16 protein-coding genes are annotated in these 12615 nt (G+C 58.2%); 6 read left to right on the top strand and 10 right to left on the bottom strand.

What is annotated here, in order from left to right; genetic code table 11:
* Positions 1 to 36: 36 nt before the first annotated feature.
* Positions 37 to 309, bottom strand: a complete 273-nt coding sequence (locus ROLI_RS22700; RefSeq protein ID WP_187430160.1) for a metal-sensitive transcriptional regulator — start codon at positions 307 to 309, stop codon at positions 37 to 39.
* A gap of 222 nt (positions 310 to 531) precedes the next feature.
* Here ROLI_RS22700 and ROLI_RS22695 point away from each other — a divergent pair, with 222 nt between their 5' ends.
* The 3 genes from ROLI_RS22695 (at position 532) to ROLI_RS22685 (ending at position 2919) form a co-directional block, all read left to right on the top strand.
* Positions 532 to 1236, top strand: a complete 705-nt coding sequence (locus ROLI_RS22695; protein WP_262386516.1) for a glutaredoxin family protein — start codon at positions 532 to 534, stop codon at positions 1234 to 1236.
* Entirely contained in the window at positions 1236 to 2012 is a 777-nt protein-coding gene (locus tag ROLI_RS22690) for a DsbA family protein (RefSeq protein ID WP_187430162.1), read from the top strand. Before ROLI_RS22695 ends, ROLI_RS22690 begins: the two co-directional genes overlap by 1 nt.
* Before the next feature lie 214 nt (positions 2013 to 2226).
* Positions 2227 to 2919, top strand: coding sequence for an SOS response-associated peptidase (locus ROLI_RS22685; protein WP_187430163.1), 693 nt, complete (start codon positions 2227 to 2229; stop codon positions 2917 to 2919).
* Positions 2920 to 2929: 10 nt separating this feature from the next.
* On the opposite strand, the gene ROLI_RS22680 is transcribed toward ROLI_RS22685, so the two are convergent.
* Positions 2930 to 3277 (bottom strand): hypothetical protein, encoded by a 348-nt coding sequence (locus ROLI_RS22680; RefSeq protein WP_187430164.1) that lies wholly within the window; start codon positions 3275 to 3277, stop codon positions 2930 to 2932.
* Between the two features lie 155 nt (positions 3278 to 3432).
* Complete coding sequence (locus tag ROLI_RS22675; RefSeq protein WP_262386511.1) at positions 3433 to 3753, bottom strand: DUF736 domain-containing protein; 321 nt, start codon at positions 3751 to 3753, stop codon at positions 3433 to 3435.
* A gap of 577 nt (positions 3754 to 4330) precedes the next feature.
* Here ROLI_RS22675 and ROLI_RS22670 point away from each other — a divergent pair.
* The gene (locus ROLI_RS22670) at positions 4331 to 4771 is read left to right on the top strand and encodes a thermonuclease family protein (protein ID WP_187430166.1); all 441 of its coding nucleotides are present in this window, start codon (positions 4331 to 4333) and stop codon (positions 4769 to 4771) included.
* Between the two features lie 216 nt (positions 4772 to 4987).
* Here the strand turns inward: ROLI_RS22670 and ROLI_RS22665 are convergent, their stop codons facing one another.
* The 5 genes from ROLI_RS22665 to ROLI_RS22645 form a co-directional block, all read right to left on the bottom strand.
* Complete coding sequence (locus tag ROLI_RS22665; protein WP_187430167.1) at positions 4988 to 5407, bottom strand: hypothetical protein; 420 nt, start codon at positions 5405 to 5407, stop codon at positions 4988 to 4990.
* Entirely contained in the window at positions 5404 to 5649 is a 246-nt protein-coding gene (locus tag ROLI_RS22660; protein ID WP_187430168.1) for a type II toxin-antitoxin system Phd/YefM family antitoxin, read from the bottom strand. Before ROLI_RS22660 ends, ROLI_RS22665 begins: the two co-directional genes overlap by 4 nt.
* A gap of 163 nt (positions 5650 to 5812) precedes the next feature.
* The gene (locus tag ROLI_RS22655; protein WP_187430169.1) at positions 5813 to 6091 is read right to left on the bottom strand and encodes a hypothetical protein; all 279 of its coding nucleotides are present in this window, start codon (positions 6089 to 6091) and stop codon (positions 5813 to 5815) included.
* A gap of 51 nt (positions 6092 to 6142) precedes the next feature.
* On the bottom strand, positions 6143 to 7993 hold the full coding sequence (locus tag ROLI_RS22650) for a ParB/RepB/Spo0J family partition protein (RefSeq protein ID WP_187430170.1): 1851 nt from the start codon (positions 7991 to 7993) through the stop codon (positions 6143 to 6145).
* A 320-nt stretch (positions 7994 to 8313) separates the two neighbouring features.
* A complete protein-coding gene (locus tag ROLI_RS22645; RefSeq protein ID WP_187430171.1) occupies positions 8314 to 8673 on the bottom strand; it encodes a DUF3768 domain-containing protein in 360 nt (119 codons plus the stop codon).
* A 603-nt stretch (positions 8674 to 9276) separates the two neighbouring features.
* Between ROLI_RS22645 and ROLI_RS22640 the strand changes: the two genes are divergently transcribed.
* A complete protein-coding gene (locus ROLI_RS22640; RefSeq protein ID WP_121027870.1) occupies positions 9277 to 9480 on the top strand; it encodes a hypothetical protein in 204 nt (67 codons plus the stop codon).
* Positions 9481 to 9740: 260 nt separating this feature from the next.
* Positions 9741 to 10001, top strand: coding sequence for a hypothetical protein (locus tag ROLI_RS22635; protein ID WP_187430172.1), 261 nt, complete (start codon positions 9741 to 9743; stop codon positions 9999 to 10001).
* A 376-nt stretch (positions 10002 to 10377) separates the two neighbouring features.
* Here the strand turns inward: ROLI_RS22635 and ROLI_RS22630 are convergent, their stop codons facing one another.
* Both ROLI_RS22630 and repC read right to left on the bottom strand, forming a co-directional pair.
* The gene (locus ROLI_RS22630; RefSeq protein ID WP_187430173.1) at positions 10378 to 11232 is read right to left on the bottom strand and encodes a DUF3800 domain-containing protein; all 855 of its coding nucleotides are present in this window, start codon (positions 11230 to 11232) and stop codon (positions 10378 to 10380) included.
* Positions 11233 to 11437: 205 nt separating this feature from the next.
* Entirely contained in the window at positions 11438 to 12565 is a 1128-nt protein-coding gene (gene repC, locus ROLI_RS22625) for a replication initiation protein RepC (RefSeq protein WP_222869517.1), read from the bottom strand.
* Positions 12566 to 12615: the final 50 nt, after the last annotated feature.

Below are 12615 nucleotides of genomic sequence, written 5' to 3'. Positions count from 1 at the left end.
TCGCGCTCTAGCACGGACAAATCCTGGAATGAAAAGCTACTTTGACGCCTTCTGCAAAAGCCCGATCAGCTCGTCAAACTTGGCTCTCTGTTCCTCTGGGTCGCCGCTTTGAATAGCCGTCTCGACACAATTTACCGCATGGTTTTCGAGGATCAGTTTTTCAACACCAAGAATGGCGGACCGTATCGCCGCTGTCTGCGCCAGAATATCCATACAGTAGCGGTCGGCCTCGACCATACCTGCAACACCGCGCACTTGTCCTTCCAGCCGTGACAGCCGGTCCAGTGTCTTGTCTTTGTTGGCTTTCACGAGTGGCGCTCCCTCTTTTTGTATCCCTAAGATGACATTTGCTTTAGATACCCTATGGGGGTATATGTAATATTACTAAAGTTCAAGATCGTGAAAACGATACACCGGCTTTCACCAAAACGCATCAGGAGAGCTATCGTGCCAAAAATTACCCGTGACGTTGCCGATGTAACGACCGACCCCGCGGCATCTGCGACTGGTAAAACAGCCGTTCTCTATCGAATGGACTTGCCAAACCATCTGTGTCCGTCGGGACAAAAGGCACGCTGGCTCTTGGACCGCCACGGCTACGAGGTCGATGATCGTCTGTTCCGCGAACGATCTGAGGTTGATGCGTTCAAGGAAGCGCATGATGTACCTACCACCCCGCAGATATGGATCGACGGCGAGAGGGTTGGCGGCTACGACGCCCTGCGCGAAAAACTCACCAACTACGACCCGAAAGCCAAGACTTACAAACCGGTCCTCTACCTGTTTGCCGTGGCTGCTGCCACGGCGCTTGCGCTGTCCATTGGCTTCCTTGGGGCAATCACATGGCAAACGCTGGGCTGGTTCATTTCGGTTTCAATGATCCTATTAGGGATGCAGAAGCTCCGCGACATTGAGAGTTTCTCAACGATGTTTCTCAACTACGATCTGCTGGCGCGGAAGTGGGTGCCATATGCGTATGTCTATCCTTGGGTCGAGACTGCAGCAGGTATCCTAATGACCGGCATGTTGTTGACCTGGCTTGCGGCCCCTGCGGCGCTCTTTATCGCGACGGTCGGCGCAATCAGCGTTTTCAAAGCCGTTTACATCGATAAACGAGAATTGAAATGCGCCTGCGTGGGCGGTGGATCGAATGTACCTCTCGGATTTGTCAGCCTGACGGAAAACCTGATGATGATGGGGATGGCTATCGTGATGCTCGCTCGGATCGCAAGCTGATGGCAAAAACGACTGACTGGAAACGGCGGGCTTTACTGGCTGGCGGTGCCCTCGCTGTAGCAGGATGGGTGAAAGGCGTTCCGTATCTGGCATCGCTTGGACAGCCGGACTTCGCGTTCGAGGACATACCTGGTCTATCACCCTTCCGACGATTGCAGGGGGAAGGTGCGTCCACAGCGGGTGCGGCAATTTTTGCTGGTCTCGATCCCGGTGAACTTGATAACGACGCCGATGACGAACTAGAACAGTTCGTCAGGACGAACCCCTGCGCTGCCTTTTTTGGTGAAGAATCCAGCAACACCGTTCCAGTCGCGATGTTCTCCGACTTCGCCTGTCCGATCTGTCGCGTGATGGATGATCGTTTGACCGATCTTGCGGCGAGTGACCCTAATACCTTTCACATCGTCCGTCATCAGCTCCCACTTCTTGGCGTGGCGTCGGCGGTTGCCAGCCGTGCAGTGCTGGCAGCGGACCTTCAGGGCCAGTATCGTGAAATGCACGCGCGTCTGATCCGAACGCCCGCCGTCACCGATGAACGCTTCATCGCGGCCATTGCCAAAAATCTTGACCTCGATGCAGACAGACTGCTGGAAGACATGCAGTCAGATGCCATCGACCGCCGCTTGCGCCTGACAGCGGCCATTGCAGATGTCTTTGGATTTATCGGCACACCCGCCTTTGCAGTCGGTCGGACGGTGTTCATGGGGTCAATCCAGACTGGCTCACTACGAAAGCTGATCGCAGATGAGAACTCAAACCCATGTCTGATCGCGTAGATCTAGAACAAGGGCTGCGGTCCTTGGTTTTCGTTTTCCGATAGCAGACATTCGTGCGCGTGCAGCGAATTGGCGCTTCGTCCCGCATCTCTCCAATTTGTTCGCCTCGCAGCGAACGGCGGGGCAGGGGCCTCACCCGAGAATATTTTGGACAAGATGAAAGGCAGAATGAAACGCGGTAAGATACTCTTGGGTGGTAAGATCGGGTTCGAAAATGTGTAATCTCTATTCAAACACAACGGCAAGCGAAGCGATGCGGCAGTTGTTTATGGTGGACGCAAGCCGGGACCATTTGGGCAACGCACAACCGCGGCCTGGCATACATCCGAAAGGAACCGCGCCTGTCGTTGCCCTCAATGACGACGGCAACTGCGAGCTGGTAGAAATGTCATGGGGGTTTCGGACGCCAAAAGTGTCGAAACGGACCGGGAAACCGATCAAGCCCGCCGCATGGAACAATGCGCGCGATGACAAGCTGATGAAGTCAGGTCTTTGGAAGGCCAGCTTTTTAGCGCGGCGGTGCCTGGTCCCGGCGACGAGTTTCAACGAGACGAAGGGACAGAGGCCGGCGACGGATTACTGGTTTGCACTGGCGGGTGAAGGAGAGGATCGCCCGCCTTTTGCCATCGCGGGTCTCTGGCGTCGAGAGAACGAAGATCTTCTCGAACCAGAGCATCCGCGCCGTGTGCACACGATGGTCACAACCGAGGCGAATGATCTTGTGCGACCGATACATGCCAAAGGGCGAATGCCCGTGATCCTCAGACCGTACGACTATGAGACATGGCTTACGGGGTCGCATGATGAAGCGTTGGCGCTGATCAAGCCATTTCTGGCAGCGGAAATGCGGATCGTTCTGCAGGGCGTGGGTGTGAAGAGCGATGGCGGAGCTGAAGGCGACGCCTGACGAGCGCTGGCTATGGCTGCGCCTTGACCAGCTCGTCAGCGATAAGGCCAGTGATACTCGCATAGGCCAATGATCCGTCCGGTTGTTCCGCTCGGGCAAGCGACTTCGCAATTTCTTCAGGGCGATGGCCGTGCTGAAGCAAGATCGAGATGAGGACGCAAGCGTCTTGAATCTGGAACTCCAAAGCTGAGCCCGATTTGAAACCTGCCGAGTAGAAGACTTCGCGCGGGCGTCCTTCTTCGTTCGGATCGTAGCCCACGGACAGGTGGATCGTATGCCCTTCGGGCGTCTCGATGCGTCGCGTCACGGTCAGGCGGCGTTGGGGCAGATTGTGCCGTGGATCGGGTTTGTCTTTCATGAAGCTATCCTCGCATGTTTTGCGTGTTTGTCGCCGCAAAAAGCCGCCGCCCGGGAGGGAGGCGACGGAGTTTGCCGTGAGTGGCATTCGGGTCTTTGTGCCCGCTGCTCGATGTCTGGGTGGCGGGGGCGGCCTTGGCAGCCCCTTGGCTGGCCTTAGGCAGCCAGCGGGACCAGGCGGTATTCGCCTTCGGGGTCTTCGTCGCTGCGCAGGGCGTTCACGCGGACCTGCTGGCCGTTCACCATGACCGACAGAGAGAGGTAGTCGTTGCCCTTCTGGCTGGTCTGCTCCCAGGCCGATCCGATGCGGATCACGCGGTTGCGTGGGGTGCGGGTGGTGATTTCAAAGTCCGGGTGCGTTTCCTTGGCCTTGTGCGGGTTCTTCGTGAGCGTAATATCCACGTCGAAGGTCAGTGATGCGATCCAGCCGGTGATTGCGTCGTCGTCAGTGCGGGTGATTTTTCCGTCGATTGCCATTGGTCTTCTCCTTTGTTTCGATGGGGATAAACAAGGAGGGAGCGAATGAAGGATGCAGGCGGAAAAACGGAAGGTTCGCCCGAAGGGTGAAAGCCGAGCCGAAGGCGGTTTTTCTGCTTGCTGAAGCTCAAAAGGATCTCGTGATCTGAGCCGCAGGCGGAGATCTTCGAAGACGAGCTGAAGGAACATTCTTCAGGCGTTCCCTTCATCCCCATCAAAAGAGAAACGAAGGGGGTGACCGGTGGTGATCGACCAAATCACTCTGACGACATTTCGCAATGATCGGTGGTCGCCAGAACGGCTTCCTCTTGTGGATATCCATCTCGCGCACCCGCAGGGCCAAGGATGAGCGGCTGGACGGATCAGCACGCGGGTCCCGGCGATTCCGCGTCGCGTCAAAGGATCGGCAGGGCAGACCTGACACGGGAACGCGCCTTGGATTGAAGGTCAAAAACGGCCATACTGGACGCGCCTACACCCCTGCCAGTGAAGACCCATAACGGAGGTCCGTGATCCTGCCATGCTAAGACGGCCGAGAAAGAGACCAAACCGGTTCCGGCCCTGGAAAAGGCGGCGGATGCTAAGCGGGGCGCTGCTTCCTGTCGCGCTGCTCGTCCTTCTCGGGCTGTGGCTTTATGATCCTGACACGTTCACTCAAGCGACAGCGCGGGTGCAAACCTCCACGGTGGAAAGCGTCAATCCAAGCCGCATGACGGTCATAGACGGGGATACGGTGCGTCTGGCCAGTGAAACCATCCGCTTGGTGGGCTTTGACACACCGGAAACCTACCGCGCCCAATGCGCGGCGGAACGGGCGCGGGGCGATGCGGCGACGCAGCGGCTGCGCGAGTTGCTGGTTCAGGCGTCATCGGCACGATTGGCCTACCTGCCGCGCCGCGACCAATACGGGCGCGATCTGGCGCGGCTCATGCTAGATGGCCGGGACGTGGCTGATATCATGATCGCGGAAGGGCTGGCCCGGCTCTATAGCGGCGGACAGCGCCGGTCGTGGTGTTAGTTGGCCGGGGAGGTGTTCTCGCTCTGCCGGTTCTACACTGCGTGGATTGAAGGGTAAGGACGTGCCAGCCCGTAGCTGGCGCCGTCCTACTCGAAAAATCCATGAAAGCCCAAGAACCATGCGCGGTGCAGATCGGTCCCGGCCACCACCCGACGCGCCCACCGGGGCAGGGTGTGGCCAGTGTAGCCCCACAGGTACACGCGATGAAGCACGGCATTAGTCATCATGGCGTTTCACAATGTCCAACTGACCCTTTTTCCCGACCTCGATCAGCACTTCGAGAACTCTGTGTATGAAGGGCATACTGAACGCGCCGCAGTACCCGTTGGGATCAATGTAGAAGGATGTCTCAAGAAACTCGTGATTGTATTCATCCGCCATCACCCAAAGCGGCAGATCGGATGCAAGGCCCGCACGCCGCCGCTCGATTTGCGGAATCTCGATGGCGACCCGGTCTTCTTGGGGTCTTTTGCTGGTGATCGGAAGCCAGAAAAGATTGGTGCGACCGCTCTTGTCCATAAATGTGGTGACAAGTGCCGTCGGACGGCTTTTGCGGGCGTTCTCTTGGCCAGCTTCATGCTCGCGATGCCAGAGATAATCATAGTGCCAGACATCGCCTTTCTGTGGGCGTTTCATTCGTCAGCGGCTCCCTCGCTGCCTGCTCGACTCGCTTCCAGCATTGCCAGATGCTCCGCGGGCATATCTGCCGCCGAAAAAGCCCGGCGCTCATCTTTCTGAAACCGTTGTTCGTAGTCATGAATGCTCATCAGAACGTAACGAGGTTTTTTGTGCTTGGTGATGGCGATGGGTTCTTGGCTGGCCGCGTCCAGCACATCGCCGAGGGTCTGTTTCAGGTCTGTAGATGGGAAAGAACGCATAAATATCTCCTTTTGTCCAAAATAGACAAAACGGACGTAATAGACAAGGTCGGAATCTCGTTTTCCAAAAAAAGACCCCGCCGCATGATGCGAACGGGGTCAAGTTGATCCTCACCACAAGGATACGAAAATTGTCAGTCTGTGCGGTATTTGGTGATCTGCGTCATGGAAACAGCTCCAACTGGACGCCCGTCGCGCGTTCCAGGCGATTGCGTTCGACGCGTCCGGTGGGGTCGATGACCCAGTCTTTACCGACGCGCTCGATGCTGGCATCCTCGCCATGGTGTGCGACAAACAGGCAATCGGCGGCGATGCGGCGGGCCTTGTGCAGATCGGATGCGCGGTCGCCGCTCGGTCGGCGACACCAGACCCCGGGGGCTTTGCCGCACTCGGGACATCGGACGGCCAAGACCGGGTGTTTGTGGGCGGTGAAGTCAGGCATGGGCGTCCTCCTGTCGGGTATGGGGCAGGGCGCGAACGCCCTGCCGAGGCCTCATTCCATGCCTTCGGGCAACCACGCGTCGATCCGGGCCACTTGCGCCTCGGGGACGCCAAGGGCGCTGCGCAGGTCGGATTGCGTAAACAACGCTTCCAGCTTCGCGGCCTTCTCGCCCTTTTTCAGCTTGGCGAAGGTCGTGACGGTGGGGTGATCCTCGGCCAATTCCAGAAGATCGCGCCAAATCTCGACCATGTAGGGACCGCCCACGCGGCTGAAAAAGTTTGCCGCTGTCGGCGTCCAGACCTCGCGGGTGTTGGGCTTCGTCGTCTTTGCGACCAGCGCTTGCAGCTTCTCGTCACCGCCCTTGAATTGGGCGGCAAGAAACCGTACCAACTCGCCGCGCACATGCTCTGCGCCTTTCTTGCGGAAGGCACGGAAGGACGCGCCAATGTCTTTGGCATCCATCATGTTGCGCGGCGGGTTGGTCGTCAGCCGTTCGTCCAGCGCGTAACCTTCGGTCTCTGTGGAAGGCCAATTTGGCACTTCGGTGGTCGTGATCCCGAACGGGTCATTCCAATAGAGATGGTGGCTCAACTGATAGGCCAGAAGGTCGATCAGAAGGTCAGGATCGCGCAAGGCCGCGTGCTGGTGCGCTCCCTTGGTGACGCGGTTCAAGTCGTCGCGCAGCTTTTGCGAGATAGGCGACTTCGGACCATTGCTGCCGCTGCTGCCGTGCATCGACTTGGCGAGGACACCGGCCTTAATCGCGGCCTTCTTGTCGTCGGGCTTGACCAGTGCGCCGCTGACCTGTTGCACCCCATTGCCATCGACATAGACGTAAAGGCCCGCTTGGGCGCGCTGTTCGTCGGAATATTCCCCGTCGATGATCGCTTGCAGTGCGGCCAATTCAGCCTCGCCTTCTGCGTCCAGCACATCGCTATTTGCCAGTTCGGCCAATGCGTCATAGCGCTCTGCTTCTTCCTCGGACAACTGGCCTTCTTCGGCATAGACCCGGCCAAACTTCTCAAGGCCCATGCTGTAGTGGCAAAGGTAGTGGTCGTGGATGGCTTCAACCCATTTCCAGCCTTCGGCCTGCACTGTCTCGATGGCCTCGGTCAGCTTGGCCTCGAAAAGATCGTCCAGCAACGCCACATCATCAAAGAACGTCTGATCTTGGAACAGATCAGCGGTCTTGCGCCCTCCGGCCTCGTCATAGCCTGCCTCGGTGACATAGGTCACGCGGCGGTCACTGCTGCGCACGGAATCCGGTTTGAGAGCCTGCTTGATCTGGTGATCGCTGTAGCTGCCATCCCGTGCCCGTTCCAGCACGTCAAGCGTGACTTTCATATCCGTGCTGACGGTGAAGGCGGCGGCGTTGGACAGACTGATTTCATTGGCTGCAAGCGCGTCCAGAACCGGATCGGGCAGGTGCGCAAGAGCGAGGCGGCGATAGATGTGCTTTTCATTGACCGCGAAGGCGCGGGCGATGGCTCCCACGGTGCCGCCTTTGGCTTCCATCTTGCCATAGGCGCGGATTTCCTCGGCGGGGTGCAGATCGCGGCGGGCCACGTTCTCCATATTCGCCCATGCCTCGGCGGTTTCCGCATCAGGGGCCAGCATGACCATCGGGTTCGCCAGTTCGGGGTGCGTTTTGGCCAGATCGGAGTGCTTTGCGTCCAGATATTTCAGGGCACGCAACCGGCGTCCGCCTGCCACAATCTCGGCGGTGTCTTTCTTGCCTGCCAGCCCTGCGATGGACTGGATCATGCCAGCACCATAGAGGCTTTCGGCCAGTTCAATCACGTCCGCTTCCGGCACGTCTTGGCGTGGGTTCATGGGGGACAGGGACAGCTTTGCGAGTGGAAAGCGGGCCTCTGTCGCGATGATTTTAGTTTGCTTCGTCATTGGGACATTCCTTGTTTTGTGGTGTTGATTTTGGTAGGGATGCCTCACCCCTGATGGGGTGAGGCGAGGCCGCTTAGGCGGCATTCGTTGGTTCACTCGAACCGATGGCGGTCGGCGCCAAATTGTTTCAGAAAGGCGAGGCCGTTCGCGTGCTTGCTCGGACCAATGGCGCAAGCTCGCTCACTGACGGAGCGACCTCCCTTTCTCACAAGCGCGATAGCTTCGCGTTTGCGCTGTTCGATACCTGCTCTGGTCATGTGTTCACCTCCTCTCCGGCGCAGGCAGCGCCTATGGCGCACCCCTTTGCGGGATGGCCAATTTCAGTAGTCACTTGGGAAAAGGATCGTCAGAACGCGGCGCGTCTCTGCGAGCGATGTAGGATGCGGCGAACCGCCCTCATAAGCGCGGTCGTACAGGTCGATCTTCCACCAGACCTTTTTGCCTGACACGTCCATGAACCCCATTTCGTGGGTTCCAAACGGGTCGTTTTCTTCTGTGAAATCGTCATATGCCGCGACGGCGGCAATGCAGGTCAGGACAAAATCCATCCCCTCGGCGTCAACCGCTTGGGTCCAGACCCATTTGCCTTGACCACCGCCAGCCTGTTCTTTGCGAAAGGCATCGTTTTGTTCAGCAATGCGGGCACACTCCCGCATCCGATCTTCATCCGTATCAGCCATCCTTGGCCTCCTTGTGGTGATGCGGTCGGGTCTTGTGACCTCTTTCCGCCAGTGGCGAAGCCTTGGCTGGTCTTTTCAGACCGAATGGGCCTCCCATTCGGCTGGACAGAGCAGGTGAGGGCGCAGCCCGATCTGCGTCCCATGGAGTTGGCGTCAACGGGGCGGAACAGAGGGTGGTGCGGCCCGCAGCGCAGCGAGGACACGGCCTCTGTGGAGCCGACGCGGGAACCGCGGCGCTTGCCTGTTTACGCCGGCGCCAGGGGATGGCAGGCGGACAAACCATTTGGAAAAATGTCGACGGACCTAGAGCGAAGCGGAGGGGCCGGCGTCCGCTGTATCCTTGATCCCGCGCTTAAAACGGGATCCCCGCTGTCTCTTCTCGCGGCCTTTGGCGTATGAGGCCGGGACGGCCGTGCAATCGCATCTGATCGCAGCTGCCTTGTTTCTGGAAAGATGAAAGGTGACGCATCGCGGGATTGGCGTTCCCGTGGCAAAGCCCCGGCAAGCAGAAAAACGGTTTCCAGGGGAGCCTCCGATTTTCAGCCTGCGCCGCACCCTCGTTCGATGCGTTTGCCCACCTTCATCGAAACAAGGAGCAATCAGATGACCCATTACACTCTCACCGTCCCCGTCAAATACGATGACAATGGCACTGAAAAGACCACCTATCGCCGGGTTGGCGCGGTGTTCGAGAACACAAAGCGGGACACGGGTGAAACCTTCCTGACCCTCAAGCTCGATTTTCCCGTTGGTGTCACCGAACTGGTCGCTTTCCAGCCATCGGCAAAAGGCGATGTCACGGAGTAAGCAGATCGGGTCGCCTCCAGGCGGCCCGCCTCTCGCGTCTGAGTGTGGGGGCCGTCTGCCCCCGCGCCCTGCGGGCGCTCCCCCGAGGATATTTTGGGCAAGATGAAAGCCGGAAAAAGTGCTTGGAGTTGTTACAATACCGTATTATTGTGTGGCAGGAAACAGGCTGGGAAGCCGATGATCCTGCAAGGTGAAAACGCAAGTTTCACTGGAGAGCCGGGGCCCTGTGGCTCCGGTTTTCGCATCGCACGAGGCGGCTCATGAAGGTTTTGCTCATCATCGTTATCTTCAATGTTGAGACCGGCTCCGAAGTCGAAACGAACATGAATTTTAGCAGTGAGGCCGACTGTCGTGCGGCGGCGTTGGCAGCGTTTCAGCAGATTGATGCCGCGGTTGAGGTGCGCGCGATGGACATTCCCGCGGGGCAGGAGATGCTCGAAGGGACAATGATAGCTTACGGGGCTGAGGGAGGTGAAATTGGCCTTTATGCCTGCAATACCCTAAGGTCACCCACAGGCTGAAAGAGTGAGCAGGTTAATGCCGCGATGCAGTCTTCGCGCGTATCAGACAAAAGCAAATCGAAAAGTATGGGCGCATACTGACCTTCAAAGAGGCGTTGGATGCGCTCCAAAAACAGCGGGATGAACGCTGAAGCGGCCGCCAGGCCGCTCGGGCGAAGATCGTTACCCGGATGGGCGGAGACATTCAGGCTCCGGTCGGGTCCCCGACTAGAGCTGGTCGCCGCAAGCGACGCCCCCCTCAGACTGATGAGGTTAAGAAAACCTTTGTCTATCGAGCGGTCATAAAAGCGGAATCCGCAGCGCTTCATCTGGACAAATCGACTTGGAAGTGCTACCTAACTCTCGGAGGCTTTGCTGGCGACGGCATTGCCTTTTTTTATTTTTCGGCTGCCGCGCGCAGGTCGTTGATGATCTTGAACCCATAATTTGTGTATCCACCGGGTGTATGTTGCGTGAACCGAAGCCGCATGACCTTCAAGCACAGCTCATCAAGCTCCGGGCGACGCGCTTCAGTCATACCATTCAACCGAACACCCCAGCTCAACAGATAAGCGATCAAATCCGCAACCTGAACCATTGTCGTCATGTCGCTATGCACAAAGAACGGCTCCGGAATGATCAAACGGGATCGTGTACGGCCCTTGTTCGTTTTCAGGAAATATTCTGAGACCTGATTGAGCAGAATATGGCTGGCACTCTTGTCCAACTCATCAAAGACCACATACCCCATCGGGTCTTCGGGCTGGCTGTTCAGAAAGTAGAAAAACCGCTCGAAGAGATAGGCGTAATCCTTCCGCAGCATCCCGCCTGCAGGTCGCGGCGCGGCCTGGGGAACAATGGAGGCGAACGCTTGGGCACCTGCTGCACGCGACAGATCGAGCGCACGGGCGACATAGGCGAGTTTCGCTTGCGCGAGCGCGGTCAGACGGTCACGGCTGACCGCGCTCCCATCCATCAGGATTTCGCGGGACAGCGCCTGTCGTTCGTCTGCCGGGAAGGGTGGCAGTTGCGCGGCATGGGCAAAAACCTTCTTCTTGAGCAGCTTTTGGGCTTTTGCCTCGTTGCCATAGGCCTCAAAGAGACGCACGCCGAAAATCTCTTCCTGGGCGTCAGACAAATCCCGGATCAACCGCCAAAGTTTGCGATCTTCGATCGCGATGCCGGCCAGCACTTCGTAGGGGGATTGGCGTTGGTCCTGGCCAGATTCGTCGATAAATAATGCCCAGCTCAACGCAACACCTTCCGTCCTGATTGGTCCACCAGAATGGCACGGTCTCTGCCGAAGTGAAAGCTGAGGCGCCGAAAAGCCCCGTCGTTTGAGGTATTTGCGGCCACTACAGGCGACCTCGCGGCCATTGACCCGCACAATCGGTCGTCAGCTGGACGACAGAGACGGTAAATCGGCCCTGCACGCGCGGCTTCAGCGGAAAAAACGCTCACAAGCCACGCCTCCGATGCAGGCCGATCAGGCTGCCGATGACATTGAGTTTGCCCCGATTGTGCGCCTTGATCATGCCGCGCAGCGCCCCGCCCGGGTTCATCACCGGTGACGTTGGGTGATCTCGGTTGGCGTCGAGCAACAGAACGCAGATGGCGGCGCGGGCGCGCCCCATCCGGTCGCAGGCGGCGGCCCAGGCTGAGATGTTGATCCCGAGGGGCCCGATCCGGGCGGCGGCCGCTTCGATAAACGCGTATTCGTCGCGTTCGTGACGGCGCACCTCCATTTCCATTTTGAACTCCTGGCTCGAAAGGGAGACTGCGTGACCGAGGCCGTAGTGACCCGAAAATAGCCCTTGAAGCGCCAAGGTTTCCGCTTCAAGCTCTCTTTCTTTGCAATCGACGGGGCCGGTAGGCCCTGGCGCTGGATAATCTTGCGCGGGCTTGCCCGCGCTCAACTTATCCACGTGAGTGTTACAAGTTTCAGAAAGTATCTGGTGAATGTCCTCTTGTATAAAGCACCGGAAGGTTTCTTCCGGTTCACAAGAGGAATCACTATGGTTATCTATCCAATCGACCAATCTTGTGCACAGGTCGGTTGCGGCCTCAACGTGCTCAGAAAGGCGGGCTTCACCAAGTGTCAGCAGCGTATCCGTGCGGGGCCAGCTGGCACGTTCCAGGATCATGGCCTGAACATCCTCTGACGCCTGATCTTGCTCAGAGAGGCGCACCAGTTCGTCGCGGAACGTTGCCCATCGGACGCTCCGGGTCGCTTTGAGCTGTTTCATCCGCTCAAATTGCGCTTTGCGGGCTTCGCGCAGATCGAGAAACTCTGTGAAGCGTTCAATGAGGGGCGTCAGCACAAGGCCGAGGCCTGCACTGCCATATCGGCTCCCGTTTGCCAGAGTTCGGCGTTGAAGGAGGCCGTACTTCTGAAGGGAACGTTCATGGGTGCGCAGCTGGCGTGTCGAGATCCGAAGGCGCTGTGCAAAAGTTTCTTGGCGGCCATAGAAGATTGGCTCCTTGTCTGGATCGACCCATGCTTCGTGGTCTGTGCTGCCAATCAGCCGCGTGAGGATGTCCGTGAGGCGGGGGCTGAGCCCCAGATCACGGCCGATATCTGCCATCAGCGCAATCACATCACGCCTGGAAAATCCCTGTGGGAGGGAGGGGAACG

Origin of the sequence: Roseobacter fucihabitans (assembly GCF_014337925.2) — a bacterium.
Classification (GTDB): domain Bacteria; phylum Pseudomonadota; class Alphaproteobacteria; order Rhodobacterales; family Rhodobacteraceae; genus Roseobacter; species Roseobacter fucihabitans.
This window is presented reverse-complemented; position numbering and strand designations above follow the sequence as displayed.

What these genes read in the sequence shown, in the direction of transcription:
- ROLI_RS22665 (WP_187430167.1), bottom strand. Translation starts at nt 5,407, where the DNA reads ATGAAACGCCCACAGAAAGGCGATGTCTGGCACTATGATTATCTCTGG.
- ROLI_RS22645 (WP_187430171.1), bottom strand. Translation starts at nt 8,673, where the DNA reads ATGGCTGATACGGATGAAGATCGGATGCGGGAGTGTGCCCGCATTGCT.
- ROLI_RS22675 (WP_262386511.1), bottom strand. Translation starts at nt 3,753, where the DNA reads ATGGCAATCGACGGAAAAATCACCCGCACTGACGACGACGCAATCACC.
- ROLI_RS22655 (WP_187430169.1), bottom strand. Translation starts at nt 6,091, where the DNA reads ATGCCTGACTTCACCGCCCACAAACACCCGGTCTTGGCCGTCCGATGT.
- ROLI_RS22685 (WP_187430163.1), top strand. Translation starts at nt 2,227, where the DNA reads ATGTGTAATCTCTATTCAAACACAACGGCAAGCGAAGCGATGCGGCAG.
- repC (WP_222869517.1), bottom strand. Translation starts at nt 12,565, where the DNA reads ATGGCAGATATCGGCCGTGATCTGGGGCTCAGCCCCCGCCTCACGGAC.
- ROLI_RS22690 (WP_187430162.1), top strand. Translation starts at nt 1,236, where the DNA reads ATGGCAAAAACGACTGACTGGAAACGGCGGGCTTTACTGGCTGGCGGT.
- ROLI_RS22660 (WP_187430168.1), bottom strand. Translation starts at nt 5,649, where the DNA reads ATGCGTTCTTTCCCATCTACAGACCTGAAACAGACCCTCGGCGATGTG.
- ROLI_RS22695 (WP_262386516.1), top strand. Translation starts at nt 532, where the DNA reads ATGGACTTGCCAAACCATCTGTGTCCGTCGGGACAAAAGGCACGCTGG.
- ROLI_RS22635 (WP_187430172.1), top strand. Translation starts at nt 9,741, where the DNA reads ATGAAGGTTTTGCTCATCATCGTTATCTTCAATGTTGAGACCGGCTCC.
- ROLI_RS22680 (WP_187430164.1), bottom strand. Translation starts at nt 3,277, where the DNA reads ATGAAAGACAAACCCGATCCACGGCACAATCTGCCCCAACGCCGCCTG.
- ROLI_RS22670 (WP_187430166.1), top strand. Translation starts at nt 4,331, where the DNA reads ATGCTAAGCGGGGCGCTGCTTCCTGTCGCGCTGCTCGTCCTTCTCGGG.
- ROLI_RS22640 (WP_121027870.1), top strand. Translation starts at nt 9,277, where the DNA reads ATGACCCATTACACTCTCACCGTCCCCGTCAAATACGATGACAATGGC.
- ROLI_RS22650 (WP_187430170.1), bottom strand. Translation starts at nt 7,993, where the DNA reads ATGACGAAGCAAACTAAAATCATCGCGACAGAGGCCCGCTTTCCACTC.